The 19,848-nt window shown below is 42.6% G+C and carries 17 protein-coding genes and 1 pseudogene; 2 read left to right on the forward strand and 16 right to left on the reverse strand.

Features of this window, described 5'->3' with window-relative positions; all coding sequences use genetic code 11:
- Positions 1 to 42 precede the first annotated feature (42 nt).
- The 10 genes from manR to BTA31_RS17810 all read right to left on the reverse strand — a co-directional run bounded on the left by manR (position 43) and on the right by BTA31_RS17810 (position 12,047).
- The gene (gene manR, locus BTA31_RS17765) at positions 43 to 1,986 is read right to left on the reverse strand and encodes a mannose transport/utilization transcriptional regulator ManR (protein WP_076793358.1); all 1,944 of its coding nucleotides are present in this window, start codon (positions 1,984 to 1,986) and stop codon (positions 43 to 45) included.
- Between the two features lie 297 nt (positions 1,987 to 2,283).
- Positions 2,284 to 2,940 (reverse strand): ABC-2 transporter permease, encoded by a 657-nt coding sequence (locus BTA31_RS17770; protein ID WP_043928787.1) that lies wholly within the window; start codon positions 2,938 to 2,940, stop codon positions 2,284 to 2,286.
- Positions 2,924 to 3,802 carry an ABC transporter ATP-binding protein gene (locus BTA31_RS17775; RefSeq protein ID WP_076793359.1) on the reverse strand — a complete coding sequence of 293 codons (879 nt, stop codon included), beginning with the start codon at positions 3,800 to 3,802 and terminating at the stop codon, positions 2,924 to 2,926. Before BTA31_RS17775 ends, BTA31_RS17770 begins: the two co-directional genes overlap by 17 nt.
- A gap of 2 nt (positions 3,803 to 3,804) precedes the next feature.
- Complete coding sequence (locus tag BTA31_RS17780; protein ID WP_076793360.1) at positions 3,805 to 4,179, reverse strand: GntR family transcriptional regulator; 375 nt, start codon at positions 4,177 to 4,179, stop codon at positions 3,805 to 3,807.
- 324 nt (positions 4,180 to 4,503) lie between these two features.
- A complete protein-coding gene (locus tag BTA31_RS17785; RefSeq protein WP_422109664.1) occupies positions 4,504 to 5,376 on the reverse strand; it encodes an SDR family oxidoreductase in 873 nt (290 codons plus the stop codon).
- Between the two features lie 16 nt (positions 5,377 to 5,392).
- Complete coding sequence (gene uxuA / locus BTA31_RS17790; protein WP_076793362.1) at positions 5,393 to 6,463, reverse strand: mannonate dehydratase; 1,071 nt, start codon at positions 6,461 to 6,463, stop codon at positions 5,393 to 5,395.
- 245 nt (positions 6,464 to 6,708) lie between these two features.
- Complete coding sequence (locus BTA31_RS17795; protein ID WP_076793363.1) at positions 6,709 to 9,117, reverse strand: glycoside hydrolase family 31 protein; 2,409 nt, start codon at positions 9,115 to 9,117, stop codon at positions 6,709 to 6,711.
- 19 nt (positions 9,118 to 9,136) lie between these two features.
- Positions 9,137 to 10,432: a TRAP transporter large permease gene (locus tag BTA31_RS17800; RefSeq protein WP_076793364.1), complete on the reverse strand. Its 1,296-nt coding sequence runs from the start codon at positions 10,430 to 10,432 to the stop codon at positions 9,137 to 9,139.
- A gap of 38 nt (positions 10,433 to 10,470) precedes the next feature.
- Positions 10,471 to 10,986, reverse strand: coding sequence for a TRAP transporter small permease (locus tag BTA31_RS17805; RefSeq protein ID WP_076793365.1), 516 nt, complete (start codon positions 10,984 to 10,986; stop codon positions 10,471 to 10,473).
- Positions 10,987 to 11,036: 50 nt separating this feature from the next.
- On the reverse strand, positions 11,037 to 12,047 hold the full coding sequence (locus tag BTA31_RS17810; RefSeq protein WP_076793366.1) for a TRAP transporter substrate-binding protein: 1,011 nt from the start codon (positions 12,045 to 12,047) through the stop codon (positions 11,037 to 11,039).
- A 466-nt stretch (positions 12,048 to 12,513) separates the two neighbouring features.
- On the opposite strand from BTA31_RS17810, the gene BTA31_RS17815 reads away from it, so the two are divergent.
- Entirely contained in the window at positions 12,514 to 13,524 is a 1,011-nt protein-coding gene (locus tag BTA31_RS17815) for a LacI family DNA-binding transcriptional regulator (protein WP_076793367.1), read from the forward strand.
- A gap of 238 nt (positions 13,525 to 13,762) precedes the next feature.
- Here BTA31_RS17815 and arsC read toward each other — a convergent pair whose 3' ends face one another.
- The 4 genes from arsC to BTA31_RS17835 all read right to left on the reverse strand — a co-directional run bounded on the left by arsC (position 13,763) and on the right by BTA31_RS17835 (position 16,771).
- Positions 13,763 to 14,182, reverse strand: coding sequence for an arsenate reductase (thioredoxin) (gene arsC, locus BTA31_RS17820; protein ID WP_076793368.1), 420 nt, complete (start codon positions 14,180 to 14,182; stop codon positions 13,763 to 13,765).
- A gap of 22 nt (positions 14,183 to 14,204) precedes the next feature.
- Positions 14,205 to 15,500 (reverse strand): arsenic transporter, encoded by a 1,296-nt coding sequence (locus BTA31_RS17825; protein WP_076793369.1) that lies wholly within the window; start codon positions 15,498 to 15,500, stop codon positions 14,205 to 14,207.
- A gap of 122 nt (positions 15,501 to 15,622) precedes the next feature.
- Positions 15,623 to 15,970 carry an ArsR/SmtB family transcription factor gene (locus BTA31_RS17830; RefSeq protein WP_043928799.1) on the reverse strand — a complete coding sequence of 116 codons (348 nt, stop codon included), beginning with the start codon at positions 15,968 to 15,970 and terminating at the stop codon, positions 15,623 to 15,625.
- Between the two features lie 207 nt (positions 15,971 to 16,177).
- Positions 16,178 to 16,771 carry a YdeI/OmpD-associated family protein gene (locus tag BTA31_RS17835; RefSeq protein WP_076793370.1) on the reverse strand — a complete coding sequence of 198 codons (594 nt, stop codon included), beginning with the start codon at positions 16,769 to 16,771 and terminating at the stop codon, positions 16,178 to 16,180.
- A 123-nt stretch (positions 16,772 to 16,894) separates the two neighbouring features.
- On the opposite strand from BTA31_RS17835, the gene BTA31_RS17840 reads away from it, so the two are divergent.
- A complete protein-coding gene (locus tag BTA31_RS17840; RefSeq protein ID WP_043928801.1) occupies positions 16,895 to 17,620 on the forward strand; it encodes an endonuclease/exonuclease/phosphatase family protein in 726 nt (241 codons plus the stop codon).
- Between the two features lie 22 nt (positions 17,621 to 17,642).
- On the opposite strand, the gene BTA31_RS17845 is transcribed toward BTA31_RS17840, so the two are convergent.
- Together BTA31_RS17845 and BTA31_RS17850 are read right to left on the reverse strand one after the other, a co-directional pair.
- Complete coding sequence (locus BTA31_RS17845) at positions 17,643 to 18,500, reverse strand: RhaT/GlcU family sugar-proton symporter (protein ID WP_043928802.1); 858 nt, start codon at positions 18,498 to 18,500, stop codon at positions 17,643 to 17,645.
- A gap of 146 nt (positions 18,501 to 18,646) precedes the next feature.
- Positions 18,647 to 19,795 (reverse strand): annotated as a pseudogene (locus BTA31_RS17850) (glycoside hydrolase family 10-like protein); the annotation flags it as partial.
- Between the last annotated feature and the right edge of the window lie 53 nt (positions 19,796 to 19,848).

The raw sequence follows: 19,848 nt of genomic DNA on the forward strand, positions 1-19,848 counted from the left end.
ATTTTCTTGAATTTTAATGAAGGTCAGGGCGCCGCTCCGCTTTTAATAATCCAAATAAGATAAGAACTTCATCACATTTGTTTCTTTCGTCAGCTTTTGGATGAAAGCCGGCTGCTCGCTTAAGGTGGACAGCTCTTGAAACAATTGTTTTGTCATGTTTTGATCCTCATGTTTGACAGCCAGCATAAAGACGAGCGATACTTTTTCAGAGCCCCAGTCAAGCGGCTGTTTTAATGTGGCGATCGCAATGGCTGACTGCTTAATCAATTTAGCATTCGCGTGGGGAATGGCGATGCCCGCACCGATGTTTGTCGCCGACATTTTTTCTCTCATGACGGCGTGTACAGCATATTCTTTTTCCACATAGCCTTTCTCATATAAAGCCATTGCCAGCTGTTCAATCAGCTTGTAGCGGTGTTCTGACTCTTGCTGCAAGAAAACGAGAAAAGGAGTCGTGTCGTTCAGCACCTTAAACGTTTTTTGTTTTTGGCGGTACGATTCACCGAGCTGATCCATAAAATCGCCTAGCTTTTTCTCATCAGCTGACTCGAGCAGCGGTGATACAACAATATGGGGAATTGATAAATCCTCCAGGCTGACCGTTGATATGACAAGCTCGATATCTTCATGTCGCGCAGTATAGTCCGCCAAATCAGCTTTCGCGATGCAGTCCATCACGGCAATTTGGTGGAATTTCCGTTCGATTTTTGTCCGCAGCAGCTGTGACATCCCGATGCCCATGTGACAGACGATGATCGCTTTTTTATGCTTGTCTTTTCCATAGCTGAAGCGTTCGATCGCCGCTTGGAAATGCAATGTCAGATAGGCGGCTTCTTCCTCGGGAATCGAAAGTGAAAATGTTTGGTTGATGTCTTCAAGAACATCAATGACAATATGAAACAGATAAGGGTACATTTTTTTGATATCGTTGAGCATCGGATTTGATACGGAAAGATCATAGCTCAGCCGGTTTAAAACGGTATTTAGGTGAACTTTCAACCCGTTGATCAAAACACGGTCCTCGCGGAAATCCATCATTTTCAACTCTGATACGCGTTTGATTAAATATTCGACAACCTTTGGAAGCAAAGGGTTTTCCAGTCCGCTCTCCCCTTCTTTCCCAAATGGGTAACGAACTTTTCCGCCTAATATATGCAATGTTAAATAGACGGCTTCTTCTTCAGGAAAGCGGATCGCAAAAACCGCTTCCAGCCGTTTTAAACACGCATACGTCCACTGAAATTCTTTTTTCTTTTTGACTGCATCTATTTCCCCCGGCGAAATGGTGATCGGCTGTTTCATTTTGATGCGGCGGATCATCAGCAGTGTATGCAATAGTAAATTTTCGAACGTTTCATCAGTGAAATATAAAGAATGGCGCTTTTGTAATGATCTGATCTCACTTTTAACAAATTCCACTTCGTGACTTAAAAATTGGCTTTTAATAAATCGGCTTGTAAACTCCGGGTTGTCAATCAACTCCGAGATGCGCGCCAACGCTTTTCTCTTATTTTTTTCACTTCCTTCGATCTTTAAACCGAGGCGCTGCTTGGACACCAGTGTGAGGCCAAACCGCTTAAGCCAAACTTCGATTTTATTCAAATCTCTTTTGATGGAAGACTTATTCAAGAAGTGCTCGGCAGCCATTTCTTTTGCGGAAACCGGCTTTGGATTCATTAATAACTGATAAGCGATTTGCAGTATTCTTTCTTCATCAGATTGCTGCTTTGCGGCGTGATGTTGGGTATATAATTGCCGGCTTAAACGGGCCCTTTCATGATCTTCGATATTCAAATAAACGCCCAGTCCCGGTTTGCGAATCAATTGAGCATGAGAATGCTGATTGAGATAATCCTCAATCGTTTTCAGATCATTTCTGATCGTTTTTTCAGAACACTTTACCCTGTCTGCGAAATCTTGTACGACTAAATAGTCATCAGGTTCAGATAACAACAGATTCAGAATGTCTTTTTGCCTCATATTCATATCTCTCTCACCTGTTTTTCTATCCTTCCCGTCAATTTCACTCAAAAGAAATGATAGTATAAGTATACTACATACGTAACCGTTTACATTATACAGTGAAATAAAAGGGCCAAAAGTTTCGTTTTTTACCGAAACTTCCGGAAAAAATGCTTTTATCATCAACTCGGAAATTTTTCTTTTATAGGGATTTTTTACAATAGATGATAGTGAGGGGGGCAGACGGGACAAGTAAAACAGTCGTACGGCCTTGAGCAACGTTTAAGGATCAGCGGAGTTGCTCCCGCCGATCCTTAAACGTTAAAATTCTCTTTTATGATAAAAGCTCAGCGATATCGCATATGAAACAGAGATCATCACGAGCAGTACACCAACCAAAAGGATGAATGTACCCGCATTTGACATTTCGCTCAGAAAAGCCGTTAATTTTTGGCTCAATGCAAGGTTCTCCTCCGCATCTATAAATTTAAAAAAGGCAGTCCCTCCAAATATAATGACGAAAAATATAATGATATTCGCCATTTTGGACTTCAAATAGCCGTACTTAAAAATCAGCGGAAATGAGATCGAGCTAAATAAAGTGACTGCCACTACAGCACCCATGGCTCCTGAAAATGTCAATGGGAAATCAAGCGGCAAGTGCAGCAATTGTCCGAGCGCATTAATCAAAGTATAGAAGAGAATGGCATAAGCCGTATAGACATAAACCGATACATATTTCGATAAAACGATGATGCTTCTTTTAATAGGCAAGCTGATCAGGATTTTATCACTGTTGTTTTTGTCTTCTAAGGAGCTTGCGCCTAATGCCAGCTGATACGTGACAGCCAAAACCGCGACTGTATATCCGACAAGCTCAAGCTGCGACAATGTAAAAGTGAAAAAAATCATCAATAACAGCGATAGTTTCATTGCCCTTTTCTGCATTAAAATATCCTTTTTAATAAGATGATACATGTTGATCACTCCTGCCGGTAGAAAATACTAGAATATCTTCCAAAGTCGGTTTTTCTATCATGACGGAATCCCCAAAATGCTGAACGACTTCCCGCTTATCTCTGGAGAGCGCTTCAAAACCATAGCGGTTTTTCTTGATGCCGATTAAGGCGTCTTCGTTCCCTTTGCGCAGCGTATCAAGGTCTCCTTTCACAATGCAGTACTCCTCCAACAGCTCATCCTTTGTCTTGCTCAGCACGAGCCGGCCGTTATGAATGAAAGTGATATAGTCCGCTACTTTTTCTAAATCAGAGGTAATATGCGTCGAAAAGAAAATCGACTTGTTTTCGTCCTGCAGCAATGTTTGCAGCACGTCAAGGAGCTCGGACCTGACAAGGGGATCGAGTCCTGATGTCGGTTCATCCATGATCAATAATTCGGCATGATGGGATAGCGCGACCGCCAGTGAGAATTTCATCTTCATCCCTTTTGACAAGTTTTTGATCTGTTTGTTTAAAGGGAGCTGGAAGTCTTTTGCGTAGCGCTGAAAAACAGCCTCGTCCCACTTTTTGTAAAACGGTCTGATGATTCCTTTCATTTCGTTTGGCGTCAGTTCTTCGTAAAAATAATTTTCATCGTATACAAAGCCGATTTTCTGTTTGATTTCGATATTGTGTTTTTCATTGTCGAGACCGAAAATGCTGATGTCTCCTTCATCTTTTTTGATCAGGTTCATGATCAGCTTGATGGTCGTGCTTTTTCCGGCTCCGTTCGGGCCGATAAAACCCATAATATACCCTTTTTCAAGCGAGAAGTTGATGTTTTCTAAAGAGAAATCTTGATAATGTTTTGTTACATTTTTTAATTCCAGTATGCTGGTCACTTTTACCACTCCTCATAAACCAGTTTGAGCATCTCTTGGAGTTCCTCGTATGTTAAGCCGATTTGTTTCGCTTCAGTGACGGCTTCTGCTATGTGTTCTTCGATCAATTTGACTTTTGTTTCTCTCAGCATGTCTTTGTTGATGGCTGCGACATATGAGCCCTTTCCCGCAACTGTGACGATAAACCCTTCTCTCTCCAGCTCGTCATAGGCTCTTTTTGTTGTAATCACGCTGATTTTAAGCTCTTTGGCCAGGTTTCTGATCGATGGGAGCGCCTCTGACTCCGAGAGTTCTCCCTTGACGATTTGCTCTTTTAATTGGTTGACGATCTGCAAATAAATCGGTTCATCAGATGAATTTGAAATGATGATATTCAAAGCATGACATCCCTCTATTCGTTATAACTGTATATACACAATATAAACAGTTATAACACCTTTGTCAAACAATAACAAAACAATGCATATCAATTGCAATGTTTTGTATTACGTGGCAGAAGAAAACCTCCTGTTTCCTGCACGGCGGTAGAGATTCGATAATATTGAAGAAATAAGGAAGCAGATCATCCAACAATGTTGTTTATCATTTTTCCTGTAAAAAGGAAAAGTTGAATGAATAAATCCCAATTTCTCAATGTGACACAGAGAAATTGGGATTTTTATCAGTGTTGAAAATCAGCTTTTTGGAGTAAATCCTCTTAGTTATACTCCAGAATAGGCGGAGAATCCTCCATCGACCGGTATGATGGTTCCAGTGACAAATCGCGAGGCTTTATCGCTTACCAACCATAATAACGTTCCGATTAGATCTTCCGGAACCCCAAATCTATCCAACGGCGTCTGGTTGATAATTTTTTGTGCTCGCTCCGTATATGTTCCGTCTTCATTGAGCAATAGGCTCCTATTTTGGGCGGTAAGAAAAAAGCCTGGGGCAATGGCATTGACACGAATTCCGACTTTTGACATATGCACAGCAAGCCATTGGGTAAAGTTACTGACGGCCGCTTTTGCACCGCTGTAGGCGGGAATTTTCGTCAGCGGCGTATAGGCGTTCATGGATGAGATGTTAACGATCACATTTCCGTCGTGATCAGCCATGTCTTTTGCAAATACTTGAGTGGTTAACAGTGTGCCAAGAAAGTTTACATCAAATACAGACCTTACACCCTCTATTTCTAAATCAAAAAACGTAGTCAATTCTTTAGTATTCAAGTCTTTTTTATATAAATATTCTTTATCTGTTGTTCCCATTGGATGATTGCCGCCTGCACCGTTAATGAGGATATTGCATCTGCCGAATGTTCTGTTAATGAGTTGTTTCGCTTGTTCAAGGCTTTGTTTATCAAGGACGTTTGCTGTAACGGCAAGTGCTTCGCCTCCGTTTTCTTGGATATCTCTCGCTACTCTGTCTGCCGATTCAGCTCTTCGGCTGACTACTGCTACTTTTGCACCGCATTGAGCTAATGCTTTAGCGAAACCGCTGCATAAGATGCCGCTTCCACCTGTCACTACAGCCACCTTATCTTTCAAGTTGACATGAAAAGGAATCTGCACATTTATCCCTCGTCTCTGCATTTTAGTTAGTGCTTGTTCATTTATTGCATTCAAAGGCTATCCGCTTCTTTTCTTTCGTCAATGTTTCCCACATTCCATTTAAATACACTGCACCAAGCGCCCGGTCATATAAACCATAACCCGGTTTTCCGGTCTCTCCCCAAATCATCCTTCCATGATCCGGTCTGGCTGGTCCGGCAAAATCTATATCTCTTAATGCTCTTACGATTTCATACATATCTAAAGAACCGTCTTCTGAACGGTGGGAGGATTCTTGAAATGACTTTTCCCCGATGATCTTAATGTTTCTCAGGTGCACAAAGTTGACTTTTCCTTTTTTTCCGAAATAACGAATCAATTCCGGAATATCATTTGTTGACTTCACACCCAGTGACCCGCTGCATAAACACAAACCGTTAAAGGAGCTGTCATAGAGATGAATCAATCGCTCCAAATTCTCTTTGTTCGTTATGATTCGAGGCAGTCCAAAGATAGGCCATGGCGGATCATCCGGGTGAATCGCCATTTTGACTTGTTCATTTTCTGCCGCCGGTATAACCGCTTTAATAAAATACGAAAGATTTTCCCATAAATCCTCTTCCGTCATGTGCTGATATTGTTGAAAAAGATTCTTTAGCTGTCCATCTTCATAGCTTGTGTCCCAACCGGGAAGTTTTAGTTCACCATGTAATGGATTCATTTGTCTAACTTTTTCTTCTTCATAAATTAATGCTGTAGAACCGTCTTCTAGTGCATAGTCTAAAGAAGAACGGGTCCAGTCAAAGACCGGCATGAAATTATAACAAACGATTTTAACACCCGCTTTTGCCAAGTTGCGTATCGTCGTTTTATAGTTTTCAATATATTGATCTCTTGTCGGAAGACCTAATTTAATATCTTCATGGACAGGTACACTTTCAATGACACTTAACGATAAACCATGATTTTCAATTTTTTCTTTTAACTCTACAATTTTCTCATAAGGCCATGCTTCCCCTACAGGAATATCATAAATGGCCGAAACAATTCCAGTAACGCCGGGAATTTGGCGAATATACTCTAATGTGACCGGGTCGCTGTCTCCATACCATCGAAACGTCATTTTCATGGTTCTTCCATCCTCTTCCCTCTTATTAATTAACATTCGATATCATCATTTCGCATGACAATAACAATATATTGGAGCGATTTTTTTCAAAAGAATTTGCCGATTAGTATCCGCTTACATAAATTTTCATGATCATGATTCATGTATCGTGCTCGATGACAAAATTCAGCTGGCCGGGATGTGACCGCGGACAAAGATTCCTGCTCGAATTAATGGAAACATCATCATCATGTGGCCTTAATCTTTTAATCACACGGCAAACTGTAAGAAAACGCTCCGTTCTTGCTTTCCAGTTCTGTGCCATTTACGATCAGTTTTCTCTTTTCTCCATTTGGTACGTGAAAAGTGAGTTGATCATACGATAACTCGTATGTTCCTTCCTTTTGTATTGAAAGTTTGATCCCGTCTTCTGTTGTCTCCATATCGACATGTATAAAGGCAAATGTATGAGTATATTCATTTGTTAACCCATCATCTTCATACAAACGATAAGTCGATTTTCCTTTTCCTTTGAATGGGAATAACAAAAATCCTCTTTCATCTTGGTTCTTTGTTTGGAATGTCACTTTTGCATCATTTACCGGAACGATCGCTCCCGCTTTCGCTAATAGCGGAGTATAATGTAATGGTGCCGGCAGAACGACTGTCTTCCCTCCTTCATACCATGTTCCCGTATGGAAATCATACCAGCCTTTTTCATGGTTCGGTAAATATACCTCCCGCTCCGTCATTCCTTTTTCGACGACAGATGCAACCAGCAAAGATTCACCAAGTATAAATTCATCGTTCTCTTCAAATGTTTTCTCATCATGTTCAAAATCATAAAATGTCGGTCGAATGATCGGCTGATAATGTTTGTGCGCCTCATATAGCGCGGTGTAAATGTAAGGGATGATCTTATGTCTAAACTTAATGAGTTCACGGATTTCATCGATTGTTTCAGGAAACATCCATGGTTCATTAACTGTCCCGTCATCGTTCCACGAATGAATGGTAAATCTCGGATGCATGATGCCGTTTTGAATCCATCTTACGAATAGCTCCGGTTCAGGGGCCAGTCCTGAAAATCCGCCGACATCATGGCCGAAATTGTAAATGCCTGATAAACTTAAACCGATGCCAGTTTTAATATTAAATTTTAATGTTTTCCAGCTTGTTCGGTTGTCACCGGTCCAGGTTTGTGCATAACGGTGCATGCCGGGACAGCCGGATCTTGAGATCAGGTACGGGCGTAATTCCGGGTTGTATTCTAGCTGCGCTTCGAAAGACGCTTTCATCATCAAAAGCGGGTGAAGCGCGCGGATCAGTTCAAATTCCACTTCTTTGCCGAAGCCGTGACACTTGGCATTTTGACTCCATATTTCAAATTCGTTATTATCGTTCCAAGTTGAATCAATTCCGTATTCAAGCAGCTTTTTTGTTACTTGAGCCTTCCACCAGTCGAACGTTTGGCGCTTCGTGAAATCTAAATAAGCCCCGATATCATCCCAAAATTGGGCCATTTCCGGTTTTTGTGTTTCTCTGTTTACAATGAACATGTCTTTTTCTTGTAGTTCATCAAAGTACGGATGATCCTTTAGCAAACACGGTTTAATGTTGGCGCATAAACGGACGCCCTTCTCATGGAAGTGTTGCACCATCTCTTTTGGAGCAGGAATTTTGATCTCATCCCAGTTAAAGACATAACGTTTATCACCGATAGATGTGTATCCTGACGATAACTGAAACGAATCGCATAACATATCATGTTCTTCACAAAGACGAACGAAATTTTTTAATTGTTCTTGTGCATTTGGAGCATCGGTATAGCTCATCGTAGAGCCTGAATAGCCCAGGCTCCATTTTGGCGGCAAGATCGTTTTGCCTGTCAGCCAAGAGAATGTTTCGACTACATCTTTTATTTTCGGACCGGCTATGAAGTAGTAGTCTAAATCCCCCTTTTCGGCCTGATAATAGCGGTACAGTCCATGATAGTTATCAAGCTCTGAACCCATATCAAAAATGGAAGCTGATAGATTATCATAGAACATTCCATAGGAGATGCCTGTTTTCTTATGACGTGTAATATAAAATGGGATATGTTTGTATAGCGGATCTGACCACTCTGCGTCGTACCCCATCGCATCGATATTTAACATCCGGTAGCGTTTCCCGTGTTTATCGACGTTTCCCGTTTTCTCGCCAAATCCAAAATATTGTTCCTGGACATCGCGTTGTAAATAATGGTATACGCCCTTTCCAAAAGCCCCTTCAAAATTATACCCTTGTGTTTGCCGATCGTTTGCAACATTGATCCATTCAGAACCATTGTGATAAAACCAGCTGATTCTAAAGCCGTTCAATTGAACATGAAGCTTGACCTTGCCGGTTTTCACGATAAAAACATCTTTGACTTGCTGGCATTCGTATTGAGGCAATGTAAATCCGCTCATGTCTAAACGATGGCGTCCCTCCCATGGCACATCGATCTGTCCAGGCGCGACACTCCACGTTTTTTCAAGCGTTAACGCTTCTCCCTCCGTCAGCAAAATCCGAATTATATCTTCTTCAAGAATGAATATTTTCGCATGTGCATGACCGTCATTCAAATGAAAATCCAGCACATTATTCTCTTCTTTCATAAATGTAAACATATAGGTTTCTTTAATTGACATTAAATAGACGCCTCCTGTCTTAAAGTCCAAATAATTGAGGCAGCATTAAGCTGATTTGTGGAATGTAGGTAACAATTAAAAGGACGATCATGATCGCAGCATAAAATGGCAGAATCGGTTTAACCACTCGTTCAATATCAACTTTACCTATGCTGCATCCCACAAACAGAGCACTTCCTACAGGAGGAGTGATATTGCCGATACAAAGGTTAAATACGATCATAATTCCAAAATGCACGGGATCCATGCCAAAGCTTTCAACAATTGGCAGAAAGATTGGAGTGAAAATTAGTACAGCCGGAGTGATGTCCATAAATGTACCGATTATTAATAAGATGATATTCATCATCAGCAGGATCAAAATTGGGTTATCTGTAATCCCTAAAATTCCATTGCTGATTGCCGTCGGTATGCCTGTAAACGCCATGACCAATGACAGCATCGTTGAGGTCCCAACCAAAAACATAATAACGGCTGTGATTTCTACCGTTTCCAGCAGCATTTTGGGGAGCTGTTTCCATTTCAATGTCCTATAAAAGTGCGATAACAATAAGGAATAAGCCACCGCTATTGCCGCTCCTTCAGTTGCTGTAAAAACACCGGCGATAATACCCCCGATTACGATTACAATGAGCAACAGGCTTGGAATCGCATCGAGAAGCACTTTAAAACCTTGACTAATTGTAATCTTTGGCGCAACAGGGTACTTTTTCTTTTTTGCAATCATACAGGCGACAACCATCGTAGCCAGCCCCCACAAGATTCCGGGTAAATAGCCCGCCATAAATAAAGCGGCGACAGATGTTCCGCCGCTGACTAGTGAGAAAATGATCAAAAGACCGCTAGGCGGGATAAGCAAACCAGTTGGTGCTGAAGCAATATTTACTGCGGCAGAGTAAGTCCGGTCATATCCTTCCTTTTCTTGCAGCGGCGACATGACCCCGCCGATTGCAGCAGCAGCAGCTACAGACGAACCGGAAATGGAACCGAATAACATGTTTCCGACAACATTTGTATGGGCCAGAGAACCGGGCAGCCTGCCGCTGATCAATTTTGCGAAGTTAATGAGCCGCATTGCAATACCGCCATTATTCATAATAATGCCTGATAAAATGAAGAACGGCACCGCTAATAAAGCAAAGCTGTCGATTCCAGTGACCATTTTTTGCGCCGAAGTGAAAATAGCAACATCAAAAGGAAAAATGGTAAGCATTGTTACAATGGACGCCGTCGCAATACTTACAGAAATCGGAACGCCGAGAAACAACAATATGAAGAATACTGCCGATAAAATGAGACCGGCTGCTATGGCCATATCATTTCACCTCTTTTTTAGTTTTCAAAAAGCCTCAGTCACATCTTTGCTGCTTTTTTTACATCATCACCTGACTTTTGTTTTGAATTGAATTCATGTAAAGATTCATATAAACCGGCCAAGCTGTATCCAATGATGAGTATGCCTGCAACAGGAAGTGATAGATAAACAAATCCCACCGGTATCCCTAATGCTGCTGAAGATTGCTCCATTGTGGTGATCACTGCTTTCGAACCTCCTAACACCAACACAATCAGAGCAAAAGCAATCAAAAGAATCTGAATGAAAGTATGAACGAAAACAGCTGCTTTTATTGGAAGTTTTCGAACGATAAATTCAATCGCCAAGTGCTTTTTTTTCCAAAATGCATAGGCACCGCCCAACATAGAAATCCATATCAGTGAATAGCGTAAAAATTCTTCTGAAAACGTACTAGGAGAATTTAGTATATATCGCGTAAATACTTGCCATATCGCAACCAAAACCATGATGGCCATTAGTGTGCAAGTCAAACATTCAATCGTTTTATTCACTGCTTTTTTTAAAGTTAGCATATACATCCCCCCCTTATCGAAACATATTCGAGTCGCTCATTCATCCAGAGTCATTTTACTTTTTTAGCTTTCGCACGAATTTCCCTATAGTATTTTCCGATCAATTCTTTTTTGGCAAACTCATCATGAAGCGGGCTTACCGCTTCCCGGAATGGAGTCTTGTCTGGTTTGTGGAACTTCACTCCCATTTCCTTTGCTTTCTTAACCGCATTTTCAGTTTCTTCAGCCCAAACGATTTTGTGATACTCAGTAGATTCTTTCGCCGCTTCGATCACCGCATGCTGCTGCTCTTCGCTTAATTGATCCTTTTTGTCCAAATTCATGATTAAAATATCCGGCACGATCGCATGTTCTGAGTATGAATATTCTTTTGCCACTTCCCCGTGATTGCTGCTTGTTAAAGCCATTTCGTTGTTTTCGGTGCCATCGATTACACTTGACTGCAATGCTGTATATACTTCTCCATAAGCCATCGGAGTAGGTGCTCCACCCATGAGTTCCACCATTCGAATCGCTGTAGCACTCGGCTGCACCCGAATTTTTAAACCTTTAAGGTCATTTGGGTGCATAATCGGTTTGTTCTTTGTGTAAAAGTTCCGTGAACCGGCATCATAGTAGGTTAATCCAATAAACCCTATGTTTTTCGTTGTATCATACATTTCTTTTGCAATATCACTGTCCATGGCTTCATAGAAATGATGTTTGCTGTCAAATAAATAAGGCAGGCTGAAAATGGAGTAGACCTCTGAAAAACTTTCTAAAGCGCTCGCACTTACTTTAGCCAGATCGACAGCTCCGGTTTGTGTCAATTCAATCACTTCACGCTCTGAACCGAGCTGAGCATTTGGATACAATTGCACTTTAACGGTGCCATTGGTTTTCTTTTCTACATCTTTTGAAAATTTGAGTAAAGACTTGTGGACGGGGTGCTCCTCATTATGGTTGTGAGCAAGCCGTAACGTTACGGTTTTATCGGTGCCTATTACATCGCTGCTTTTACATCCCGTAAGCATCCCAAAGATTAAAGCGCATACAAAAAACACGAATAGCATTTTTCTCATGAACTACCCTCCTTGAATCTCATGGCCGTTGCTTTCTAAGCAATGATTGATTGCGATTCATGTTTTCTTTCATTGTCATATTTTTTTGATAACGTTTACAATTTCGCTCAAATAGTGAACGAATAAGTAAAATTATTGCATTGTATATTTCGGTTTATCCCCTGAATCCCGTTTCCGATGTTGTTCAGTAACAATTTGTGTAATATTTTAGTGGTGCAAGACATTAGATGATCGTCTTTCTCACACTTCCCCTCCTTTACGGTAAGTTTAACAACGTTGTTAAAAATAAACGTTGCTTCATCATCCGAAAAACCCCTATAACAACGTTGTTATTTTATTCGGAAGATGTATATGATTGTTATTTTATAATGTATCATTTATAATAACAACGTTGTTATTTATTATCATAAAATCATTTTCGAAAATTTGCAATATTATATTTTTAAGGATTTTTTGGAGGTCCAAAATGACTGTAACCATTAAAGACATCGCCCACGCTTCCGGAGTAAGCTATTCAACAGTCTCAAAGGCTTTAAGAAACAGCCCTCTTGTAAAACCGGATACAAAGAAAAAGGTCTTGCAAGTTGCCGAACAATTAGGGTATACTCCGAATTTTGCAGCGAGAAGCTTGGCATCTAAAAAAAGTCAAACGATCGGTCTTGTCTGGCCTACAATTGAAAGAATCGCTTTATCGGCACTTGTTACAAAAATAAATGAAGTGGTCGAAAAGAACAGCTATTCAATGATTTTATCCGTTAACAGAGCTAAAGAGGCAGTAGAATTGTTCAAGAGCTTTCGCGTGGATGGAATCATGATTTTTGAAGAAGGCGGCGAAACTCAGCTTAGTGATGATGCTGGATTAACGATTCCTATCTTATCTTACGGAGTGTCAGGTGAACATACACATCCTATTATCGATGTCAATCATAAAAAAGCAATTTACAAAGCCGTTGCGTATCTGTATCAACTTGGCCACAAAAACATTAGCTACGTCGGCGACCTTTCCCCTGCCGATAAGCGTCAGATTGAAAAAAGCAAAGGGTTTGAAGAGGTTATGATGGAAGCCGGTTTAAAGTTAAGTCGAAACAGTATTTTAAATACTAATGGGTTAAGCTGGTATAACGGTTACACCGCTGCGAAAAAACTGTTACAACAAACCTCAAAACCTACAGCTATTATTAGCGGAAGCTACGATATCAGTGTAGGGATTTTACGAGCCGTAAAGGAACAACAGCTCAGCATACCAGAAGACCTATCTTTAATTTCTTATGATAATATTCCTCAAATGGCAAGCCTTGAAACCCCGCTGACGAGCGTAGGGGTTCCAATCGATCAATTGGCTCACAAAATGGTCGATTCTCTACTGTCTCTTATTCGTGAGCCGGGCTTAATACCATTAACTCAAAAAATGGACCCTGAATTAAACGTCAGAATGTCATGCGCTTCTCCAGCAGTTTTAGGCAAAGAAAACAAATAACATTTAGTACGAGTTTTTCAGGTCATCTTTTCTTTTTAAAGTGAAAAATCCCCGGCTTGGGGGTTTTTTAGTGTTCGCCGGGAATCCCTTGGTACTCATTCAGCCGCTGGCAATAGATTTTACAGAATTTCTCGGTACATTGATTTCTGAATTTTTACATGAACGGCCGCATGCCTTTTGGTACGTTCTTTCACTTTATAATAAATACAAAGCTCAGGTAAATACCTGAGCTTTGTATTTATTCGCCTGTCTCCGCAAATCGCTTAATCCGCTCTCCAATTTCATTGCGTACGCGCTGAAAGAATGCCCATTTCTCTTCTTCTGTCCCTTCTGCTTTGGCGGGATCGTCAAAACCCCAATGCTCGCGCTTGACGTGCGGCGGTGTCATCGGGCATTTATCAGCCGCGTCCCCGCACAGCGTAATGACGAGGTCTGCGTTGTGTAAGATATCGGGATCAATGATATCGGACGTCTGCTCAGAAATATCGATGCCTGCTTCTCGCATGGCTTTGACCGCGTTCGGGTTTAAACCGTGCGCTTCAATCCCTGCACTGTAGACGTTCCACTCGTCTCCGAGGTGTTTCTTCGCCCAGCCTTCAGCCATTTGGCTGCGGCAGGAGTTGCCTGTGCATAAAAAATAGATCGTCTTTTTTGACATTGGTCATCGTCTCCTATCATGTTTAGTGGATAATCAGCAGCCACACATAAAGTCCGGCAAGCGTGATGAACAGGGTTGGAATGGTCAAAATGACACCTGTTTTAAAATAGGTTCCCCAAGAAATCTTTACGCCTTTCAGTGAAAGGACGTGAAGCCACAAAAGCGTCGCCAGGGAGCCGATCGGCGTGATTTTCGGACCGAGATCAGAGCCGATGACATTGGCGTAAATCAGCGCTTCTCTGAGAATCCCGTGTGTGTCGGTATTCTGAATCGCAAGCGCATCAATCATCACTGTCGGCATATTGTTCATCAATGAAGACAGGATGGCTGCGATAAAGCCCATTCCGATTGTTCCGGCAAACAGCCCTTGATCACTGACGGTCTGGATGACCTGTGAGAGAACATCTGTTAAGCCGGCATTTCTTAAACCGTATACGACGACATACATCCCGATTGAGAAAAAAACGATCGCCCAAGGCGCTCCCTTCAGCACTTTCTTCGTTTGTACCGCGGGGCTGTTTTTCGCTGTAATTAAGAAAATGACGGCGATCACGCCTGCGATGATCGAGACGGGGATCGAGAACAGTTCGCTGATAAAGTATCCGGCCAACAAAACGGCTAATATGAGCCATGACAGGCGGAATATTTTCCTGTCTTTAATCGCTTCCGCCGGCTGTTTTACATTTGTCATGTCATAATGCCGCGGAATGCTTTTTTTGAAAAACAGAAAAAGCACGATAATGCTTGCAATGAGGGAAAACAGGTTAGGAACTATCATTCTTGTTGCATATTCGATAAATCCGATGTTGAAAAAGTCTGCTGAGACAATATTGACAAGGTTGCTGACAACAAGCGGCAGCGATGTTGTATCCGCGATAAATCCGCTTGCGATAATAAAAGGAAAAACGAGCTTTTCTTGAAAATGTAACGCGCGTACCATGGCAAGCACAATCGGCGTCAAAATTAAAGCAGCTCCGTCATTGGCAAACAGCGCGGCTACTATGGCTCCCAGCAGGGAGACATAGACGAACATCCGAATGCCGTTTCCTTTCGCTGCCTTGGCCATGTGCAGGGCGGCCCACTCGAAAAATCCGATTTCATCAAGAATCAGGGAGATGATGATGATCGCGACAAAAGCCAAAGTCGCATTCCATACGATTCCCGTCACATCTAATACATCCTGAAAATTGACGACCCCGGCAATTAAAGCCAGCACCGCACCTCCGCAGGCCGACCAGCCGATGGATAGATTTTTCGGCTGCCAAATCACGAGCGTGAGGGTCAGCAGAAAAATCAAAATCGCTAAGACTGTCGTCATCGCGTGTACGCCTCCTTCATAGGTTTCCTCTCCGGACACATCTTATAATAAAATCATTATATAAGTCAATGCTTATATAAAAACTGAAATGAAAAAGAGGGAACCGTCCTCCCTCTGCTTTCTTATTGGCACGAAACGGGTCTTTCTTTTCTTTTAACGGTTTGAAGAACCTCATCGTGTTCATCGATCTGATTGAGAATGGCAAGGACCAATTCGCGCTCCGGAAAGTCGTCATGAAGCGAATAAAAACGCCATTGCTCCCTTCTTTCTTCCTTGATCATATTTGCACTTTTCAGCTTTCGCAAATGCTGGCTGATTGCGGGCTGGCTTGTTTCAAACATATCGACAAACTGGCAGACGCAATATGGTTTCTCCTGGAGCAGCCTCAGAATCAAGAGCCGGGTGGAATCGCTCAATATCTTCATGCAGCTCACCGTGCTTTTCGAATCAAGCTTCGTTTGTACGGTCATGACATTCCCTCCAATCTCAGGCGCTTTGCAGCCGGTATATTGCATCCATTATATAAATGTCATTTTATATAATCAAGCGGTGATCATCAAGGCATGGATCTTTTGACATTCGAAAAATTGAGCGGCCCTTCACTAATCAATTCACCGCTCCTTCGGCCATATGGTTATGATTCGCCTCTCCCATGAAAACGGTAGTTGCGAAATAGACTAGTCATTCAATCCCTTTCCATCAAGAATTTGCTTTGTATATTTTTCAATCCTCGACTCTCGGGTTTTGGATTGTTTTGGTTTAGAAAAATACAGAATATAAGCTCTTTGCCGTCCCGGCGTCAATTCTTCAAACGCCGTTTTTAAAGCTGGGATTTCAGCGAATTTTTTTTGAAGCTCTTCTGGAATTGTATATTCTGCAGTCTTTTTAAAATCCACTTGCACACCGGCTTTTTCAACTTCAATGGCCTCATTTATATAAGCTTTCAACATGGTTTCCATTTCAGCTATTTCTTGTACGTTGGTAAATCGAATCTGCCGCGCGGCTTGTACATTCTCCGTCTGCTGGATGAGAATCCCGTTGGGGTCCTTTAACAATGCGCCTTTGTGAAACAGAAGTGCACAATATTCCTTAAATCCATGGATTAATACGATGTTTTTTTTCTCAAACGTATAACAAGGATGCTTCCACTTGAAATCTTCGTTCAGCTCACAGTCAAGAACGATTTGACGCAGCTTCTCAAACTCTTCCTTCCACTTTTCGGCTTTGTTTAAAAATTCATCAACCTTTGGATTCGTTCTGCTATTTGTCATCAAGGAACACTCCTCTTTAAGTCATAATGTCATTTTAACCTAATCTTGCTCCGCCGACAGCTGAAATATTTTAATCGTTCCGGAGATACAATATGCTTAGCTTAAAGAAGAGGCGGGATGATTATGAAATTTGGCATCATGACGTTTAATATCCATCATGGAAAGGGAAGGGACCGGCGCGTTGATTTAGAAAGAACAGCTGGTGTGATCGCTCAAAGCGGCTGCGACATCATCGGCCTTAATGAAGTGGATCAGCATTACTCCAATAGAAGCGATTACGAAGACCAAATCGGCCGGCTTGCAGAACAATTGAACATGCACTATGCGTACTGCCCCTCCCTTTCATTGAGTTCTGATGATTCTTCTGTGAAAAGGCAATACGGGAACGCCCTATTAACGCGTTTTCCGATTGTGAAAGAACAGCATCATTCATTTAACTTTATCAAAGGGCTTGTCGAAGGAAGGTCTCTTCTTGAGGCTGATGTCCGGATCGGTGATCGGCTCTTTCGCGTCTTTGTTACGCATTTGAGTCTGAATCCGTGGCTTCACGGCAAGCAGACGGATTTTTTAATCGAGAGGGTTCAAGAGAGCGATGTGCCTGTGATCGTCATGGGAGACTTTAATATGAAACCTTATTCACGGGGGTGGAAAAAGATCGCGGAAAAACTAGCCGACCTGTGGGATGAAAGTCAATACGGACAGGGGTTCACCTACCCTTCCCACCGCCCGAGACGGCGCTTGGACTACATCTTTCTCAGTCCGTCTTTTCATGTGACAGCGGCTGAAGTTGCCGCCGTTGATCCGAGCGCTTCCGACCATCTGCCGCTTAAGGGCAGCGTGACATATTAAAGGACGGCTTTAGAAGCCGTCCTTAAGCTTTTGCAATGCCCAGCAAAACGCCGGCTGCGACAATCAGTATGATGCCGATGGCGATACCGATCAGCTGCCGCTTCGTTTTCTTTTCGCCGAGTAAAATAATGCCGCCGAGCGTTGAGATGACGATCCCCATCTGCGATAGCGAAAAGCTGGTCGCTACACCGACCCGCGGCTGGGAAATGAATAAAAACATGTTTCCCGCTGCCCAGATTAAACCCGGAATGATGTTTTTGATGACGTAAAAATTAAACGGCTTATGCCTGAATGTCAAGATCAAGCCGCCGGCAACCATGCCGATAGCCTGAGGAAAAAGAGCCGCCCAGCCGCTGACATCGAAAAGCCGGACGACGACGACATACACGAGATAGCCGAATGTTGAAATCAGCAAAATCACGATCCCTTTTTTCATGTCGCCGGTTTTTTCCTCCGTTTTTTGGCTGCGGTCTTCCAGCGATGTCAGCACGATTCCCACGATGATAAAAATCAGCGCCAAAACGCCGAGAATGATCGAGATTGTCGTCGCCCACTCGTGAAAAACAAGCACGCCGAACAAAGAAGTGGATACGAGCTGAAGCCCTGTCGAGATCGGCATTGTTTTAGACACGCCGATCAGATCGATGCTTTTCAGCTGATTGGTCTGGCCGAGCGCCCAAAATAGTCCGGAGACGACGCCGACGGCAAATATACGGGGGGATAATTCAGGCTGGACGACGAAGTAGATTCCGATTGAGAAAATTAAAGCGCCGAATGTCGTACCGAGCACCTGGCTGTACGGTCCGCCCCCAAGTTTTACATTAAAGAGCACGATGCTTCCCCAGAAAACCGCTGGTAAAATCGCTAAGAAAATGTCCATTTGATTTAAACCTTTCTTTCCTTGTTTTTATCTATTAAGGTGCACGATACATGCGATTTTTAACACAAAAAATCCATTTTGAACAACGTTCAAAATGGATTGGTACTGTTACCGGCGGCCGTATCACAAAATATCAGTTTTCAATGTTTGCTGTTTACGCTGTCAAGCCAAGGCATGCCGGGAATAGCTGCCGGTTTTTTGTACAGGTCCTGGATCAGCCTGTCTTTAATGCCGAGCGGGTTCCGGTTTAAATCTTTCAGGCTGAAATGGATGCTTCCCATCACATTTGAGTCGCGGTTTAAGGCGATCTGTCGCGGATATTCTTCAGGGTCTGACCAGGCGGGATCTGAGTTTTGATTGATTTTATAGGCTGCTTGTCCGATGTATAAATGAACGGGGCGATGGCTGACTTCATTTTTCCACCAGTCCACTAAAATGTCGTAGGAAGCCGGGGCAAAGCCGATGCTCCAGTAGATTTGCGGGGCGATGTAATCGATGTATCCCTGCCTGATCCATTCTCTCGTGTCAGCGTAAAGGTCGTCATAGTTTGTCATTCCGGCGGCTGTATTCGATCCCGTCGGATCATCTGCTATATTTCGCCATACACCAAAGGGGCTGATACCAAATTTGACCGATGCCCTCTCTTTTTTAATGGCGGCGTTGATCTGTTTGACAAGCTGGTTGACGTTGTCCCTCCGCCAATCTTCAATATTTGAAAAACGGTCCTTTCCATATTGTTCATACGTGCTCAAGTCGGGAAATTCGACTCCCGCGATTTTATACGGATAAAAATAGTCATCCATATGAACGGCGTCGACTGGGAAATTCTTAACGACTTCCGCTATGCCTTGGACTATGAATTCCTGGGCCTCAGGGATGCCGGGATTGTAATAAAGCTGTCTGCCGTAGGCAACGACCCAGTCGGGGTGCGTTCTCGCCGGGTGATCCTGTGACAGCCTGTTCAAATCCGTATGATTCATCGTGATCCGATAAGGGTTGAACCATGCATGAAATTCAAGCTTTCTCCGATGGGTTTCTTCGAGCAAAAATGACAGCGGATCGTATCCAGGGTCTTTTCCTTGAACACCTGTTAAGTATTCCGACCACGGCCCGTATGCGGAAGGATAAAACGCATCCGCCGCCGGCTTAATTTGAACGACGACCGCGTTCATCCCCATTGTTGTCACATCATCCAAAAGCTTCACATACTCAGCTTTTTGCTCTTCGATTGTCAGCCCTTTTTTCGAAGGCCAGTCAATGTTTGTGACGGTGGCGATCCACACTGCCCGAAATTCTTTTGTTTCACAGTTTGCGCTCTTTTCTTTCATGAACATCTCCCCTTCTGGAA

The sequence above is a fragment of the Bacillus haynesii genome, from assembly GCF_001969855.1.
Lineage (GTDB): Bacteria > Bacillota > Bacilli > Bacillales > Bacillaceae > Bacillus > Bacillus haynesii.